Raw genomic sequence first — 15893 nt, 5'->3', positions numbered from 1 at the left:
GATGTCGCATGTCCACCCGTCATATCTCACCGAGGACGGCGACCACGGCCCTGGTGACCGTCGTCCTGCCCTGCTTCAACGAGGAATCGGTGCTCCGCGCGACCCACGCCCGGTTGACCCGCGCGCTGCGGCCGGGCCGCCGCGTGACGTACGAGATCGTCTACGTCGACGACGGCAGCACCGACGGCACCTGGTCGCTGCTGGAGGAGTTCGCGGCCGCCTCCGACGGCGTCCGGGCCCTGCGGCTGAGCCGGAACTTCGGCCACCAGGCCGGCTGCCTGGCAGGGCTGCGGGAGGCGGCCGGGGACGCGGTCGTGCTCATCGACGCGGACCTCCAGGACCCGCCCGAGCTCATCCCCGAACTGGTCTCCCGCTGGTGGGACGGTTGGTCGGTGGTCTCGGCCCGGCGCACCGGCCGGCTGGGCGAGGGGGTCGCCAAGCGGGCCTCGGCGTTCGCCTACTACCGCCTGCTGCAGGGCATCTCCGGCCATCCGGTGGCCCTGGACACCGGTGACTTCCGGCTGCTCGACCGCGCCGTGGTCGACCTGCTCGACGGCATGGCCGACCACGAGCTCTTCCTGCGCGGGGCGGTCAGCTGGACCGGCCTGCCGGAGACCTCGGTCGAGTACCGCCGCGACCCGCGGGCCTCGGGCGAGTCCAAGTACACGCTGCGCAAGATGCTCGAACTCTCCCGTCGCGGCATCATCTCCGGTTCGGCCGTGCCGGTCCGGGCGACCACCGCGGTCGGCCTCACCGCGATGACCTCCGGCGCCGGTCTCGGCCTGCTCCGGCGCGACCCGAGGACCGCGTGGTCGGCCTTCGCCTTCGGAGCCCAGGCGATCGCCCTCGGCATCCTCGGCGAGTACGTGAACGCCACGCTGCGGCACGTCCAGGACCGCCCGCCCTACGTCGTCCGGGAACGCATCGACCCCGTGCCGAGGGCCCACCTGCCCGCGGCGGCGGCCGTCTCGGGGGTGGCCCGATGACCACCACCGTCGACACCACGCCCGCCCCGGCGGCGCTCGGCCCCGAGGAGCCGGTCGACACCGTGATCGTCGGCGCCGGCTTCACCGGCCTGTCCGCCGCGCTGGAGCTCGCCGCCCGGGGGCACCGCGTCCGCGTCCTGGAGGCGGAGGACGAAGTCGGCGGCCTCGCGGCCTCGTTCGACGTCGGCGGCCGCGACCTGGAGCGCTTCTACCACCACTGGTTCTCCTCCGACACCGACATCCTGCGGCTCTGCGAGGAGCTGGGCATCGCCGACGCCGTGGAGCCGCACCTGACCCGTACCGGCCTGTACTACGCCAACTCCATCTTCAAGCTCTCCAAGCCGATCGACGTGCTGCGGTTCACCCCGCTCGCCCTCGGCGACCGGATCCGGCTCGGCCTGCTGGCCCTGCGCGCCGGCCGGGTGCGCAACTGGCGGGAGCTGGAGCACCGCACGGCCGAGGAGTGGCTGATCTCGCTGGGCGGCCGCCGGGTCTACGAGGTGGTCTGGCGCCCGCTGCTGGAGGGCAAGTTCGGCGCCCACGCGTCGCAGGTCGGCGCCACCTGGATGTGGACCAAGCTGCACCTGCGCGGCGGCAGCCGCACCAAGTCCGGCAGCGAGACGCTGTACTACCTGCGGGGCGGCAGCAAGGCGCTGCTCTCCGCCCTGGTCGACCGCCTGACCGCGCTCGGGGTGGACCTGCGCACCGGCGTCCCGGTCGACGCCCTGCACGCGGACGGGCGCGGCCTGACCGCGGTGTCGGCCGGCGGCCGGCTGCACCCGGCCCGCCAGGTGCTGGTCACCACCGCCCCCGAACAGACCGCCCGCCTGCTGGCGACGCCCGGGGCCGACCATCCGGCCGTCCCGGCGCTGACCAGGCAGCTGCGGCAGATCCGGTACCTGGCCAACGTCTGCCTGGTGCTGGAGAACAACCGCCGGCTCTCCGACACCTACTGGCTGAACGTCAACGACCCGGCCTTCCCGTACGTCGGGGTCATCGAGCACACCAACATGGACGACCCCGGGCGCTACGGCGGCCGCCACGTCGTCTACCTGTCCAAGTACCTGCCCGCCGACGCGGAGCTCTACCGGATGAGCGACCGGGAGGTCTTCGAGTACAGCCTGCCGCACCTGCGGCGGATGTTCCCCGGCTTCGACCGGAGCTGGGTCGAGGGCTACCACGTCTGGCGCGCCGAGTACGCCCAGCCGGTCGTCACCCCCGGCTACACCCGCACCATGCCGCCGCTGCGGACCCGCGTCCCCGGTCTCTACCTCGCCGGGATGGCCCAGGTCTTCCCCGAGGACCGGGGCACCAACTACGCCGTCCGCGGCGGGCGGCAGGCCGCCCTCCTGATGGCCGAACACCTCGAACACGCCGTCCGCGAGCGGCCGCAGCCCTCACCGGAACCCGGCCGGCGCCAGGAGACGAACCCGAACACCGACGGAGCAGCCCATGAGTGACCTCATCACCTTCGACGAGTGCGCCACCCTCGGGATCGAGCGGATCCACGAGCTGTACGGCGCGCACGTCAGCCGCAGCCAGGTCGCGCTGATCGGCTCCTTCGGCTTCGGCCGCGACCTGGTGGACCACGCCGAGGGGGCCTGGATCCACCTGGTCGGCGGGCGGCGGATCCTGGACTTCACCGGCGGCGTCGGCGTCCTGAACCACGGCCACAACCACCCCCGGATCCTCGCCGTCCGCGACCGCTTCCGGCAGGAGGGCCGGATGGAGGTGCACAAGAACTACTTCTCCCCGTACGTGGCCGCGCTCGGCCACAACCTGGCCGCCCTGCTGCCCGGTGACCTGAACGTGAGCTACTTCCCCAACTCCGGTGCGGAGGCGGTGGAGGGCGCCGTCAAGCTCGCCTACAAGTACCACGGCGGGCGGCGCGGGACGGTGCTGCACACCGACATCGCCTTCCACGGCAAGCTCCTGGGCGCCGGCAGCCTGACCGCCTCCCCGGAGATCCACTTCCCGTTCCCGGAGATCCCCGGCACCGACTCCTTCGCCTTCGGCGACCTGGACTCCTTCACCGCGGCCCTGGACCGGCACCGCGGGTCCGACGGCGGCTGCGACGTCTACGCGGTGGTCCTGGAGCCGTTCAGCGCGTCCAGCCTGCGCGAGTGCTCCCCGGAGTTCCTGCGCGAGGTGCGCCGGATCTGCACCGAACTCGACGTCGTGCTGGTCTTCGACGAGGTCTACACGGGCTGGGGCCGGACCGGGGAGCTGTTCCACTTCATGCACCACCCCGGCCTGGTGCCGGACGTCCTGGCGATGTCCAAGTCCTTCGGCGGCGGCAAGGCCTCGATCTCCTGCTACGTCGCACGCGAGCCGGTGTTCCGCAAGGCCTACGACAACCTCGCCGACGCGACCCTGCACAGCACCACGTACTACGGCTTCGGCGAGGAGACCGCCACCGCCCTGGAGGCCGTCGCGGTCGCCGTCGACGAGGACTTCCCCGGCCGGGCCGGCCGGATAGGCGCCCAACTGGGCGCCGGATTAGCCGAGTTGGTCGAGCGCCACCCCCGGCTGGTGGCCGGCACCCGCGGCCGGGGCGCCCTGCACGGCCTCCTCCTGCGCGGCGGGCCGCAGATCCCCGACCGGATCCGGGCCGCACTGCCCGGCTCCTTCGCCAAGGACCCCCGGGCGCTGCCCAAACTGCTCACCGCGGCGGTGATCGCCGCGCTCTACCGCGACCACGGCGTGCTGACCTACTACGGCTCCAACCGGGAGATCGCCCTGATCGCCTCGCCCCCACTGGTCGCGGGGCCGGAGGAGGTCGACCTCTTCCTGACCGCCCTGGACCAGGTCCTCGCCCAGGGCGCGAGCCGCCTGCTGGCGGGATTCGTCAAGGAGAAGGTGACCGCCTGATGGACCGGACCACCGCCCCGACCACCGCCCCGACCACCGGCCCTGCCCGGCGCCCCGAACCGCTCCGGGGCTCCGAAACGCGGTGGGGCCCCGAACCGCGACGGGGCTCCGACCGGCACGTCGACCGCGCGCTGCGGGCCAGTGCCCTGCCCGCGTACTGGGCGCGCCACTACGCCTGCCTGCGGGATCCGGCCGCCGGCGCGGCGGCCGAGCGGCACGTCCGGGGCAGCGTCGCGCTCCTCCCGCTGCCCTACCGACTCGGGTACGCCGCCGCCCTGCGCGCCCTGCCCGCGCTGTTCCGCTGCGCGACCGGCCACAGCCTCCGACTGGCGCCGGCGAGCGCCGACCGCACCGGGATGGCCCGGCTCGGCCGCCTCCCCGGGGTGGCCGAGGTCATCCGGGCGAGCACCGCGCTGGCCCTGTACGGCGCCCTCGACGGACACCCCGGCGGGCCCGGCGCCCCCGGTTCCGCTGTCCGGCGCGCGCCCCGGGTGGCCGCCCCGTGACGGCCGCCCTGCCGAGCCTCCCCCTCCCCCGCACGGTCCACGACGCCGACGTCCTGGTGATCGGCTCCGGTGCCGGCGGCGGCACCGTCGCCCGGGACCTCGCGGAGGCGGGTCACCACGTCACCGTGATCGAGGAGGGCCCCCGGGTCGGCACCGCGGAACTCGCCGCCGCCACACCGGCCGAGAACATGCGCAGGCTCTACCGCCAGGGCGGTCTGACACCGGTCTTCGGCCGGCCGACCATCGCGTACGGCGAGGGCCGGTGCGTCGGCGGGACGACGGTGGTCAACGGCGGGCTGCTGTGGGAGCCGCCCGCCGCCCTGCTCAACCGCTGGGCCGCCGTCTCGGGCGTCTCCGGCTACCGGGCCGCCGACCTCTCGCCCCACCTGCGGCGGATCACCGAGCGGCTGCGGGTCGGCCCCCAGTTGCCGGACGGCGGCGACCGCGACTCCGTGCTGCTCGCGATCGGGGCCGACCGGCTGGGCTGGCGCTGGCAGCACGCCCACCGCGCCCTGCACGGCTGCCGCCGGAGCAACCGCTGCACCACCGGCTGCACCACGGGCGCCAAGCAGAGCATGGCGCTGACGTACCTGCCGCAGGCCGAGGCGCTCGGCGCCCGGATCGTCGCCGGTACCCGGGCGCTGCGGATCCGCCACGACGGACGCGAGGTCCACGGCGTCCTCACCGTCGACGAGGACGGCCGGCGGGCGTACCACCGGGCCCGGACGGTGTTCCTCGCCGCGGGGCCGATCGGCACCCCCGCCCTGCTGCAGCGCAGCGGGATCCACCCCCGCCTGGCCGGCCGCGAGCTGGCCCTGCACGTGAACCTGCGGACGGTGGCCCGCTTCGACGAACCGGTGTCCGCCCTCGACGGGACCATCTTCACCACCCAGGTCCAGGAGTTCAGCGACCGCGGCACGCTCGTCATGCCGTCCAACCTGAGCCCCGGCAGCCTGGCCGCCGCCCTCGCCGGGCACGCCCCCGAGCTGGTCGAACGCGTCCTCGGCGGGCTGGACCGGACGGCCGTCTACACCACCCAGGTCAGGCTGCGCGGTCGGGCCCGGGTCACGGCCACCCCGCTCGGCGGGGTCCTCCTGCGGCACGGCATGACCGACGAGGACCACCGCGCCCTGCGCACCGCCTTCCACGACACCGCGCGGCTGCTGCTGGCCGCCGGCGCCGTGGAACTGCTCCCCCCGGTCGCCGCCGCCGCGCCGCTGCGCGACCTGGCCGCGGTGGAGGCCTTCTGCGCCGGGGTCGGGCCCGGCGACTGGCAGTTGGTCTCCGTCCACTCGATGGCCTCCTGCCGGATGGGCCGACCGGACCGGGGCGGTGTGTGCGACGAACTCGGCCGCCCGCACGGCTTCCGGAACCTGTACGTCAGCGACGCCGCCGTCCTCCCGGGCGTCACCGGCATCAGCCCGCAGGGAACGATCATGGCCTTCGCCCACGAGATCGCCGCCCGCTTCCTGAACGGCCCGCCCGCGGTCTGACCCACCGCCCGACCCGGTCCCGACTGCCGGGCCGGCCCCCGCCCTCACCGGCCGGGGGCCGGCCCGGCAGCTCCCGTCCCGTACCGTCCCACCCACCGGAGACCCGTGTGCACACCCTCCCCACCCCGCCCGGCACGGCCCTGCGGCCCGACCGGGCGTTCAGCACCCCGGCGGTCGTCGCGTCCTGCGTCGGCTTCGTCCTCATCGGCGCCCTCCAGTCCCTCTACGGACCGGCCCTGCCCGCGCTCCGGCAGGAGTTCGGGCTCTCCCCCTCGGGCGCCGGACTCGCCCTGAGCGCCCACTTCATCGGTGGAGTCACCGGCGTCCTCGCCTTCGACCGGGCCTTCGGCCGGATCGGCAACCGCGCCCTGCTCCGCGCCTCCTACGCCCTGATGGCACTCGGGAGCGTCGCCTTCGCGTTCTCCCCGAGCTGGCCGCTCGCCCTGCTCGGCGCCCTGGTCACCGGCCTCGGCTTCGGCGGCCTCGACTACGGCCTCAACCAGCTCTTCGCCACCGGCTTCGGCCGGCGCAGCCCGGCCATGCTCAACATCCTCAACGCCCACTTCGGCATCGGCGCGATCGCCGGCCCCGCCCTGATCGGCCTGCTCGGCGCCGACCGCTACCCCGCTGTCTTCACGGGCTGCGCCGTCCTGGCCGCCGCACTGCTGATCCCGCTCACGGGAGTGCGCGACCGGACCACCGGGACGGACCACGACCCGGCCGAGCAGACCACCGACCGGTCCACGGGCCCACGCGGACGCCGGACCGCCGCCCTGCTCACCGCGTTCGTGGTCCTCTACGTCCTGCACGTCGCGGTGGAGGCCGGCGTCGGCGGCTGGGAGCCCACCCACCTGGAGACCGTCGGCTACAGCGCCGCACTCGCCGCCTCCGCGACCTCCGTCTACTGGCTGATGCTCACCCTGGGCCGCTTCCTGGTCGCGCCGCTGACCCTGCGCTGGCGGGAGCCGGCCATCATCGCCGTCAGCTGCGCCGGCATGGCGCTCTGCCTGCTGGCGGCCGTGGTGCCGGGCCTCGCCCCGTACGCGTACGCGGGCGTGGGCCTGTTCATCGCGCCCATCTTCCCCACCGGGCTGCCGTGGCTGCGGCGCGCCGTACCGGCCGCGCGGCGGGCCGGCGCGCTGGTGATCGCCGCGTCCATGGTCGGCGGGGTGGCGGCCGGACCGGCGCTGGGCAGGACCATCGAGCTCTTCGAGGTCCGGATGGTGCCGGTCGTCCTGTTCGTCCTGGCCGCGATCTGCCTGGCCGCCACCTGGTGGCTGACCCGGGCGACCGGTAAGGCCTCCGACCGGAGCGCTACCGGATCGTCGTCCTGACGGCGGGTGACAGGACCCGGCGGGGTCCTGTCACCCGGACTCGCGGCGGCCTACAGCAGGGCCTCCGAACCGTGCGGCTCCACGAACCCGACGACCTGCCGCGGCCGGTCGAGCTCGTGACGCCGTTCCCGATCAGCCGCACCGAGGCCGGCCGGCCCTGGCGCCTCGATCAGCATGCGGGTCGCTCCCCCGCCCCGGTCGCCGTGCCTGCCGGTCGACCCGTCCGCGCATGGCGGCCCGGCCGCGCCCGCGCCCTCGGAGCAGCCGCTACCCGGCCGTCGCTTCGGCGGCGGACGTGCCCGTGCCCCGGTCCGCGACCCGGGCCCGGCGGATTCCCCAGCCCACGAGCAGCGCGGCCACGGCGGTCAGCACGAGACCGGCGCAGCCGACCGCGTCCAGGAACTCCGCGCTCCGGTGGGCGTCCCGGTCCGGGGCGGCGAGGTCACCGGTGACGAGCGCCGCGAGGACGGTGCCGCCGGCCGCGACGCCGACCGCGGCGGCGACCTCACCGGCACTGTCCACCAGCGCCGCACCGACCGTCGTCCGGTTCCGGGGGAGGCCGCGCATCACGTTGGTCCCGGCGACGACACCGACCACGCGCATGCCGGCCGAGGCGAGGGCGAGCGCGACGGCGACCCACGGGTACCCGAAGCGGCCCAGCAGCCCGTAGACGGCCAGTCCGCACACCACCGCTCCGGCGCTCAGCCAGGCGGCCCGGTCGAGACCGACGCGCTTGATCAGCGGGCCGACGAGGGCACCGCCGGCGATGAGGACGACGACCTGCGGCAGCATCCCGAGCGCCGCCCGCGCCGGCGTCCAGCCCAGGTCGAGCTGCAGGTGCAGCGTCACCAGGTAGCCGAGCCCGGCGGTCGCGAGCCCGGCCGCGCCCTTGAAGGCCAGGCCGCTCGACACCAGTGGGCGGGCGACCAGCCCGAGGTCGAGGAGCGGGTGGCGGGCCGACCGCTCGCGGACCACGAAGAGGACCGCCGCCGCGGCCGCCACCGCCGAGGTCAGCCACGGAAGGGGCGAGCGGGCGCCCAGCTCGACGAAGAGCGTCGGTGCGACCAGCGCCAGCACGACCGTCGCCGTGCCGAGCAGCGCGCCGGCGGCGTCGACCGGGTCGCGGTGCAGGTCGTCCGCCCGGTCCGCCGGGATGCCGCGCCGGATGCCGAGGTACGCGAGCGCGGCGATCGGCACGTTGACCAGCAGCAGGGTCTGCCACGGGGCGAAGGCGAGGACGAGACCGCCCGCCGTGGGTCCGATCGCGAGCCCGACCAGCCCCACCGTCGAGATGAGCGTCGTCGCACGGACGCGCAGGCCGTCCTCGTCGAACAGACGGAACGCCAGGGCGAGCGAGCCCGGCGTCGTCATCGCGGCCGCGATCCCCATCGCCGAGCGGACGGCGATCAGCTGCTCCACCGTGGTGACGAACGCGGTGGCCAGGCTCGCCGCACCGAGCAGCACCAGCCCGACCAGCATGACCCTGCGCCGGCCGACCCGGTCGGCCAGCGCCCCGAGGGCGAGCATGAGCCCGCCGAACACCACGGCGTACGCACTGGTGACCCACTGCAGGGCCGTCGCCGAGGCGGACAGCTCGCGCCCGATGGTGGGCAGGGCGACGTTGAGGACCGAGTTGTCGAGCATCTCGAAGAGGAACACGGCGGAGAGCCCGGCGAGGGCGGTCCAGGCCTCGCGGAGGGAGCGCGGCGAGCGGGAACGTTCGGCGGGGGCAGCAGGGCTCTCGACGGCTTCACAGAGACGTTCGGCGGGGGCAGCGAGGCTCTCGACGGCTTCACGGGGACGGCGGGTGGGCACGGCGCACTCCTTCGAGGTGAAGAAGTGGCGGCTCGTCGGAGACCGCTTATGCGCGCGAGTGGCTCGCGTTTCTACTCCCGGTGCCGCCACCGTAGCACGCGGCCCGGCGCACCCGGCACGCTCGTCCGGCGCCCCCGGGAGGCGGTCGGTCAGGTCAGCGCGAGCAGGCTGACGGCGGCACCCCCGACCGCCGGGAGAGCCGGCCGGTCCGGGGCACCGTCGGGACGTCCCGGGCGGGGCGCCCGCGTGTCACGTGACCGTCGGCTGCGGGCTCATCGCACGCTCGTACAGTGCCTCCCGCGCCCGCTTGAGCAGTTCGGCGGCCTTCTTCCGTGACGCCTCCTCCGCCTTGTCGAGCGCGCTCGGGTAGTCCGCGGACATCTCCGAGCCCGCGCTGTAGTCGACGGTGACCGTCAGACGTAGATTGCCGTCGCAGAAGGCCGACCTGAAGCCCAGTTGGTCGACCGGCCCCGGGATCGTGTCGGTGAGCGGGTGCCGGACCGACGACTGGTAGCCCTCCTGGCCGAGCCCCCCGCCGTCGGTCGTCTCGAACTTCCGGGTCTCGGTCGGCTTCGGTCCGCCGAGCGGGGACTTCGCGATGTCCGCCTCGACCTCCAGCCAGTGGCAGCCGCGGGCCGCCTCGAAGACCGTCGCGTCGACGCTCACCCGCCAGTCCTCGGTCGCCGGACCGCCGTCGTAGCCGCAGCTGAGCGACTTGGACGGGTCGCTCGCGATCCCGGCGCTCGTCACCGGTATGGAACTCCTCAGCTGCCCCGGCAGGCCGGGATCGCCCAGCACGGCGCAGAGGTCGCCGACCGTGCGGTACCAACCGACTTGCTTCGCCTTGCTTTCACCACTGCCGCCCCCGCCGCCGCACGCGCTGAGGAGAACGAGGCCGGCGGCCACCAGGGCGGCCGCGCCGGTACGGGAGACTGGGTTTCGACTCGTCATCGCGCCAGGTTAGAGCCCCCGTCGGAGTCGCGGGCCGGAAAGCGTCAGCAGCACCCGTACCGGCTCCCATCGACTCTCCAACCCTGCGCCCGGGCCGAACAGCGGCGGGCGCCCTCGACGGGAGGGCGCCCGCCGGGCGGCTCAGACGATCCGGAACGCCAGGGCGTTGTCGGCGGACAGCTTCAGGGTGTAGATCCACTCCGTCCCGTAGACCTCGTCCTGGTAGGTGGTCCGGACGGCGTCCAGGTAGTAGCCCCAGCGCTCGTCCTGGAGCACCGACCAGCCCGCGTCATTGGTGTGGATACGGAACTTGAGCCCCTGGCTCTGGTTCTCGACACACCCGTTGACGGTGACTTCGGCGTTGGGGTACCTCACCGGATCGGAGACGGTCAGGCAGTCGGAGTTCGGCCAGGTGGTGAGGTAGACGGACGGCCCCTCACCCCGGCAGATGTTCCAGTAGGTGGCCCCTCCCCAGTCGTCGGTCAGCAGTTCGGCCTGGTAGCGGCGGAAGGGCCGGTCCGGGTCGAAGACCTTGTAGGGGTGGGTGGAGAGGTAGGTCGGACCGTACGTCCTGATGGGCTGCGGGAAGCTGCCCCGGGGGTCCGGCGGTTTGCCCCAGTCGGTGTAGGGGCTCTGGAGCCGGACCGGGGTCGGGTCGCACATCGTGCCGTAAGGACCCGGGAGGGGACCGGCCGCCGAGGCCTGCGGGGCGGCGGACAGCAGCAGCGCGCCGACGAAGGCGAGCACCAGTACGGCGCGGGTGGGGCGGGCCGCCGTACTCACGGGCAGGTCAGCTGGCGCCGGGCCAGCTCCTGGACGCTGCCGGGGACGACGGGGCTGTCGCAGGCGATGGTGCCCTGGATCTCGACGTCGAACGTCACGTAGGACCCCGTGCCGCCGGTCATGGTGTTCACCCAGACGCCGGTGTTCGCACCGGTCCGGGCACACTGGTAGCGGACGAACTCGCCCTCGACCTTGTGGGTGCCCTTGAACAGCCCGTACTCACCGGGGCGGTTGAAGTTCATGGTGACCGTCCGCGACCAGGTACTGGTGCTCGCCTTGGTCTTCTGCACCGAGAAGCCGACCTTGGCCGAGACCTTGGCGAACAGGACGCTCGCCTGCGCGGTGATCTCCACCGAGGTGTTGTAGGTGGTGCTGACGCTGTCGACCTCGGAGAGCGTCTCCGTGGAACTGCCGGTGGTGCCGGGCGCGATGGAGATGCCGGTCCAATGGGTGATCTTGGGGGTGACCCGAGCGGTGGCGACGTCCTGCCAGATCGTCTCCAGGTTCGGGTTGCAGGCGTCGGACGGCGGCCGGGGCAGCGGGTCGGCGTGCGCCGCACCCGCGGCGATGCCACCGAGCCCGGCGAGCGTCACGGTCAAGGTGGCCAATGTGCCCAGACGCCGGCGAAGTTGACGCCGCGGGACGGTTTCCACAGGGATCCTCCTGATGGTCGGTCTGCCGGGCCCTGACGGTGCGCACCCGGCTCGGCGCAGGATTCTTCCTCGCGTACGAATGACATTTCCATCCCAGGAAGTTGGGATTTCCATGACCCGGGAAGCGTCCTGGGCGAGCGGTTCCGATCCTGGGCGGTGGCCGCCGGCGACCAGCTCCGGCGCAGCGCCCTGAAGCAGCGATTGGCCCGAGATCACGTGGGGAGCACGCTCAGCGGGTCACCGTGGAGGGGGTGACGTTCGGCTGCGGGGGGATGGTCATCGGGGGGAGGGTGATCACCGGGCCGATCGGGTGGCAGCCGTCCCAGCTGGGGAGTTGGAGGGCCGGGCAACTGGTCGGGGGCTTCGGGAGGGTCGGGGTGGGTCGCGGGCCGGGGCTCCACGCGGCGGGCGGGTTCTCCTGGTCCAGGGTCGGCGACGGGGCGGGCACGCGGGTCGGCGCCGGCTTCGGGGCGGCCGCGGTCTTCGAGGGGCGCGGCGGTGCGGCGACCGTGGACCGGGCCGGCGCCGGGGCTGCCGGAGGCTCGGTGGGCACGGGGGTCCCGACCGGCGGCGTGCTCGTGGCGGCGAGGACGACCTCCGCCGGCGGGGCGGGCTCCGAGGGCGCGGGGCTCGCCGAAGCGGTCGGGCTCGGCGAGGTGTCGGCCGAGGCGCCGGAACCCACCGAGGACCCGACCGGGACCGGATCGTGCGACCCCCGCAGCGCCAGGCCCCCGGCACCGGCCAGGCCCAGGACACACACCCCGGCGGCTATTCCGCCGACGAGCCTCCGCCGGTTCACCGGCTTCGCGTCGCGCTCGTCCCTCTCGCCCTGCATTTCCGGCCCCACCTCTGTCTGATACAGCGTCTGAACTGCGCGGATCGTAGCAGCGGGCCCCGCAGCCGGAGAGGACCGGGACGGTGCCCCCAGACGAGGGCCTCCCGCGCGGTTTGCCGGATCGGCAACAGAACTGGCCCACCCGGTGGGCAGCGGGCGAGCGTGGGGGCATGACCGACGACATCGCAGCAACCTCGCCCGCGGGCGAGTACCTCGGGGACCCCGCCGTGCGGGCCGAGTGGGACGGCCGGTACGCCGACCGGCGGCAACTGTGGAGCGGCCGCCCGAACGGCGCGCTCGTGGCCGAGGTCGAAGGGCTCGCCCCCGGGCGGGTGCTGGACGTCGGCTGCGGCGAGGGCGCGGACGCCGTCTGGCTGGCGCGCGGAGGGTGGGACGTGACCGCGCTGGAGGTCTCCGGCGTGGCGTTGGAGCGGGCGGCCGGGCACGCCCGGGACGCCGGCGTCACCGTTCGCTGGGTGCACGCGGAACTGGTCGGGGCGGCCCTCCCGCCGGCCTCCTTCGACCTGGTCTCCGCGCAGTACCCGGCCCTACTGCGCACCCCCGGCGCCGCGGCCGAGCGGGCGCTGCTCGCGGCCGTCGCGCCCGGCGGCGTGCTCCTGCTCGTGCACCACGCGGGCATGGACACCCGGGAGGCACGGGCGGGCGAGTTCGACCCCGCCGACTACGTGTGGCCCGCGATGGTCACCGCGCTCCTCGACGAGGACTGGCAGGTCGAGGTGGACGAGCAGCGGCCGCGCGTGGCTCCGGAGGGCGGCGCCGGCGCCCACCACTCCGACGACCTGGTGCTCCGCGCCCGCCGACTGCGCTGAGCCCTCCCGACGCGAGCGCTCCCGGCCGTGGCACGACCGGCGGGAGGGGGACGCCCGCGTCGCGGCGTCTGTGCCGGGGGCGACCACCCGGTCACCCGGCGCCATGAGTCCTTCGTGTGCGATATTTCGTGGTGGCGAGATTCGTCCGGCGAGGAGGCGGGAGACCATGGTGAGCTGCTGCTCCGCCAAGATCTCGCCTGGAGGCCTTGCCTCCATCCCTTTTCGACAACGTCCTTTTCAGGCGCGGATGTTGGTTCCCTCCACCGGCCTCCGCCTGAAAGGATGTCGGTATGACCTACCACCCCGCGGAGACCCGCTACACGTCCATGTCCTACCGGCGGGCCGGCCGCAGCGGTGTGCTGCTCCCCGCCGTGTCGCTCGGCCTGTGGCACAACTTCGGCGACACCCAGCCACTGGAGGTGCAGCGCGCGGTGCTGCGCCGGGCCTTCGACCGCGGTGTGACGCACTTCGACCTGGCGAACAACTACGGCCCGCCGTACGGCAGCGCGGAACGCAACTTCGGTCTTCTCTTCGCCCGGGACTTCAAGCCGTACCGGGACGAGCTGTTCATCGCGTCGAAGGCGGGCTACGACATGTGGCCGGGCCCGTACGGCGTCGGCGGGTCGCGCAAGTACCTGCTGGCGAGCCTGGACCAGTCGCTGGAGCGGACGGGTCTGGACTACGTCGACGTCTTCTACTCGCACCGCTACGACCCCGCGACGCCGCTGGAGGAGACGATGGGGGCGCTCGACCGGGCGGTGCGCTCCGGCCGTGCCCTGTACGCGGCGGTCTCCAACTACCCCGCCGCGCAGCACCGCGAGGCCGTGGAGATCCTGCGCGACCTGGGCACCCCGATGCTGATGAACCAGGTCCGGTACTCGATCCTGGACCGCGCCGCCGCCGAGGACGGCCTGCTGGACGCGGTCGGCGAGACGCGGACCAGTCTGATCGCGTTCTCCCCGCTGGCGCAGGGCCTGCTGACGGACCGCTACCTGTCCGGTGAGGTGCCGGCCGGCTCGCGGATGTCGGTCGGCCGCTTCCTCCGCGCGGAGGCGCTGACCGGGGAGAAGCTGGAGCAGCTGCGCGCGCTGAACAAGATCGCCGAGCGGCGCGGCCAGACCCTGGCCCAGCTGGCGCTGTCCTGGGTGCTGCGGGACGAGCGGGTGGTCTCGGTGATCATCGGCGCGTCCAGCACCGCCCAGCTCGACCAGAACCTCGACGCGCTCGACGGCGGTCCGTTGACCGCCGAGGAGCTCGCCGAGATCGACCGGCTCAGTCGCTGACGCCCGCCTCCGGCCGTCCGCGGTGCCGGGCGGCCGGCCGCCGGCGGCGGCGGCGCCGGGTGACCGCCGCGGCGGTGCCGGCGGCGGCGAGGAGGATCAGGGCGCCGGCGAGCAGCCACGGCACCTGGGTGAAGTCGTCGGAGCCGGTGGCGGTGACGCCGTTCGCGGTGGCGGTGACGGTGACGTCGCCCCAGCCGGTGGGGGCGCCGGACCAGGCCTCGGTGACCTCGACCTGTTGCCCCGGGAGCAACTCGGCCGGCACGTTGGTCAGTTGCCGGGTAGTGGGACCGCCCGCGAACACCCCGCCGACGTGCAGGTCGGCGCGGGGGTCGAGCTTCACGTTCCCGGTGTTGTGCAGGGTGTAGGAGACGGTCGAGTCGGTGCGGCCGGTCCAGGGCACCTGCGGGTTGTGCGCGGCGAACCGGACGTTCTCGACGGCGAGCGCCGGCCGCTCCGCGCCGTCGACGCGCAGGTAGATCCGGGCGCCGACGCCGCGCTGGATGCCGATGAAGGAGCCGGCCGCGGTCGGCACGCGATCGTCGACGGCGACCAGGGCGCCCACGTGGTCCCCGGGCGAGGCGTCGGCGGGCACGGTCAGGGTGAGGCCGACCGGCAGGGCGGAGCGGGCCGGGACGGTGACGACGTCCTGCTCCGGCTTCCCCCAGGCCCCGACGTCGTGCTGGGCCTCCTCGCGGCCGCGCACCGCCAGACCGCCGTCGCGCTCGGTGTTGTAGGCGTCGGCGACGTAGAGGTGCAGGGTCAGCGGGCCGTCGGTGGTGTTGGTGACGACGGCGCGGTCGGTGAAGGTCGCGCCGGGCTGCGCCGAGAGCTGGAACGCCGCGCGCGGTGTGATCACCGAGTCCGCCGGCTTGACCGACCATTCGCCGTTGTCGGCGGCGTGGGCCTGGGTGGGGAAGAGGGCCAGCAGGCCGAGGAGGAGAACGGTGACGACGGGTGCTCTGCGCATGGCGGACCAGCTTTCGGGGTGCCGCGGGCCGGACGCCTCAGGCGTCCGGCCCGCGAGCACGGTCACAGGAGGGTGAGGGTGAGCGTTCCGGAGTAGTTGCCGACGGGGGTGAACTTCGCGATGTCCAGGGACACGGCGGCCCCCGCGGTGAACTCGCCACCGGTCAGCGCGGCGTCGGTGACGGACGCCAGGGTGGCGCCGGCCTTGCCGATGGTCCCGGGGCTGCCCGCCTGGCAGGAGCTCGGGCTGTCGGCCTTGGTGGTGCAGCTGGGGGTCCAGCTCAGCCGTTCGGCGTCGATCCTGCCGCGCGGCCCGGTGAAGTCGGTGACCTTGCCGGTGAGGGACCAGCCGGCGGTGCCGCCGCGGAAGTCCTTCACGGTCACGGTGTTCAGGGAGCCGGTCGAGGGCGCGCCCGAGCCGAAGGCCACCGCCGGGAGGCGGACGGCGTCGGTCGCGGCGGCCATCGAGAGCACGCCGGCGTCGACCGAGGTGCTGATCTGCTGGTCCACCGTGCCGGGGGTGCCGGTACCGGGGTCGGTCGGGTGGGTGGGGTCGGTGGGGTCGGTCGGGTGGGTCGGGTCGGTCG

The 15893-nt window shown here is 74.2% G+C and carries 15 protein-coding genes and 1 pseudogene; 8 read left to right on the top strand and 8 right to left on the bottom strand.

The features are described from left to right. Positions 1–8: 8 nt before the first annotated feature. From ACZ34W_RS32360 to ACZ34W_RS32335, 6 genes are all read left to right on the top strand, one after another. A complete protein-coding gene (locus ACZ34W_RS32360; protein WP_465609181.1) occupies positions 9–986 on the top strand; it encodes a glycosyltransferase family 2 protein in 978 nt (325 codons plus the stop codon). Next, on the top strand, positions 983–2446 hold the full coding sequence (locus ACZ34W_RS32355) for an NAD(P)/FAD-dependent oxidoreductase (RefSeq protein ID WP_465609179.1): 1464 nt from the start codon (positions 983–985) through the stop codon (positions 2444–2446). The genes ACZ34W_RS32360 and ACZ34W_RS32355 overlap by 4 nt, the downstream gene beginning before the upstream one ends. Further along, positions 2439–3857, top strand: coding sequence for an aspartate aminotransferase family protein (locus tag ACZ34W_RS32350; RefSeq protein ID WP_465609177.1), 1419 nt, complete (start codon positions 2439–2441; stop codon positions 3855–3857). Before ACZ34W_RS32355 ends, ACZ34W_RS32350 begins: the two co-directional genes overlap by 8 nt. Continuing rightward, positions 3857–4363, top strand: coding sequence for a hypothetical protein (locus ACZ34W_RS32345; protein ID WP_329485564.1), 507 nt, complete (start codon positions 3857–3859; stop codon positions 4361–4363). The genes ACZ34W_RS32350 and ACZ34W_RS32345 overlap by 1 nt, the downstream gene beginning before the upstream one ends. After that, positions 4360–5856, top strand: a complete 1497-nt coding sequence (locus ACZ34W_RS32340) for a GMC family oxidoreductase N-terminal domain-containing protein (RefSeq protein WP_465609175.1) — start codon at positions 4360–4362, stop codon at positions 5854–5856. Before ACZ34W_RS32345 ends, ACZ34W_RS32340 begins: the two co-directional genes overlap by 4 nt. Positions 5857–5963: 107 nt before the next feature. After that, positions 5964–7190, top strand: a complete 1227-nt coding sequence (locus ACZ34W_RS32335) for an MFS transporter (RefSeq protein WP_465609174.1) — start codon at positions 5964–5966, stop codon at positions 7188–7190. Positions 7191–7240: 50 nt separating this feature from the next. Here the strand turns inward: ACZ34W_RS32335 and ACZ34W_RS32330 are convergent, their stop codons facing one another. The 6 genes from ACZ34W_RS32330 to ACZ34W_RS32305 form a co-directional block, all read right to left on the bottom strand. Then, complete coding sequence (locus ACZ34W_RS32330; protein ID WP_465609173.1) at positions 7241–7366, bottom strand: hypothetical protein; 126 nt, start codon at positions 7364–7366, stop codon at positions 7241–7243. 91 nt (positions 7367–7457) lie between these two features. Continuing rightward, the gene (locus ACZ34W_RS32325; protein WP_465609171.1) at positions 7458–9005 is read right to left on the bottom strand and encodes an MFS transporter; all 1548 of its coding nucleotides are present in this window, start codon (positions 9003–9005) and stop codon (positions 7458–7460) included. Between the two features lie 249 nt (positions 9006–9254). Beyond that, positions 9255–9956, bottom strand: a complete 702-nt coding sequence (locus ACZ34W_RS32320) for a hypothetical protein (RefSeq protein ID WP_465609169.1) — start codon at positions 9954–9956, stop codon at positions 9255–9257. A 141-nt stretch (positions 9957–10097) separates the two neighbouring features. Continuing rightward, positions 10098–10739 (bottom strand): hypothetical protein, encoded by a 642-nt coding sequence (locus ACZ34W_RS32315; RefSeq protein ID WP_465609167.1) that lies wholly within the window; start codon positions 10737–10739, stop codon positions 10098–10100. After that, on the bottom strand, positions 10736–11338 hold the full coding sequence (locus tag ACZ34W_RS32310) for a hypothetical protein (RefSeq protein WP_465609165.1): 603 nt from the start codon (positions 11336–11338) through the stop codon (positions 10736–10738). Before ACZ34W_RS32310 ends, ACZ34W_RS32315 begins: the two co-directional genes overlap by 4 nt. A 283-nt stretch (positions 11339–11621) precedes the next feature. Continuing rightward, positions 11622–12227 (bottom strand): hypothetical protein, encoded by a 606-nt coding sequence (locus tag ACZ34W_RS32305; protein ID WP_465609163.1) that lies wholly within the window; start codon positions 12225–12227, stop codon positions 11622–11624. A gap of 170 nt (positions 12228–12397) precedes the next feature. On the opposite strand from ACZ34W_RS32305, the gene ACZ34W_RS32300 reads away from it, so the two are divergent. Both ACZ34W_RS32300 and ACZ34W_RS32295 read left to right on the top strand, forming a co-directional pair. Further along, on the top strand, positions 12398–13057 hold the full coding sequence (locus tag ACZ34W_RS32300) for a class I SAM-dependent methyltransferase (protein WP_465609161.1): 660 nt from the start codon (positions 12398–12400) through the stop codon (positions 13055–13057). Positions 13058–13347: 290 nt separating this feature from the next. Further along, positions 13348–14340 (top strand): aldo/keto reductase, encoded by a 993-nt coding sequence (locus ACZ34W_RS32295; protein WP_465609159.1) that lies wholly within the window; start codon positions 13348–13350, stop codon positions 14338–14340. On the opposite strand, the gene ACZ34W_RS32290 is transcribed toward ACZ34W_RS32295, so the two are convergent. Together ACZ34W_RS32290 and ACZ34W_RS32285 are read right to left on the bottom strand one after the other, a co-directional pair. After that, the gene (locus tag ACZ34W_RS32290) at positions 14330–15307 is read right to left on the bottom strand and encodes a DUF916 domain-containing protein (protein WP_465609157.1); all 978 of its coding nucleotides are present in this window, start codon (positions 15305–15307) and stop codon (positions 14330–14332) included. The genes ACZ34W_RS32295 and ACZ34W_RS32290 overlap by 11 nt on opposite strands. 62 nt (positions 15308–15369) lie before the next feature. After that, positions 15370–15885: pseudogene (locus ACZ34W_RS32285) on the bottom strand (WxL domain-containing protein); the annotation flags it as partial. Positions 15886–15893 lie beyond the last annotated feature (8 nt).

This window comes from Kitasatospora sp. NPDC022856, assembly GCF_055561235.1.
Note: the sequence above shows the minus strand (reverse complement) of the source record. Positions and strands in the feature narration are given on the sequence as shown.

Coding starts and splice junctions, on each gene's coding strand:
- ACZ34W_RS32345 (WP_329485564.1), top strand. CDS start 3,857: ATGGACCGGACCACCGCCCCGACCACCGCCCCGACCACCGGCCCTGCC.
- ACZ34W_RS32290 (WP_465609157.1), bottom strand. CDS start 15,307: ATGCGCAGAGCACCCGTCGTCACCGTTCTCCTCCTCGGCCTGCTGGCC.
- ACZ34W_RS32305 (WP_465609163.1), bottom strand. CDS start 12,227: ATGCAGGGCGAGAGGGACGAGCGCGACGCGAAGCCGGTGAACCGGCGG.
- ACZ34W_RS32355 (WP_465609179.1), top strand. CDS start 983: ATGACCACCACCGTCGACACCACGCCCGCCCCGGCGGCGCTCGGCCCC.
- ACZ34W_RS32320 (WP_465609169.1), bottom strand. CDS start 9,956: ATGACGAGTCGAAACCCAGTCTCCCGTACCGGCGCGGCCGCCCTGGTG.
- ACZ34W_RS32295 (WP_465609159.1), top strand. CDS start 13,348: ATGACCTACCACCCCGCGGAGACCCGCTACACGTCCATGTCCTACCGG.
- ACZ34W_RS32360 (WP_465609181.1), top strand. CDS start 9: ATGTCCACCCGTCATATCTCACCGAGGACGGCGACCACGGCCCTGGTG.
- ACZ34W_RS32330 (WP_465609173.1), bottom strand. CDS start 7,366: ATGCTGATCGAGGCGCCAGGGCCGGCCGGCCTCGGTGCGGCTGATCGG.
- ACZ34W_RS32300 (WP_465609161.1), top strand. CDS start 12,398: ATGACCGACGACATCGCAGCAACCTCGCCCGCGGGCGAGTACCTCGGG.
- ACZ34W_RS32350 (WP_465609177.1), top strand. CDS start 2,439: ATGAGTGACCTCATCACCTTCGACGAGTGCGCCACCCTCGGGATCGAG.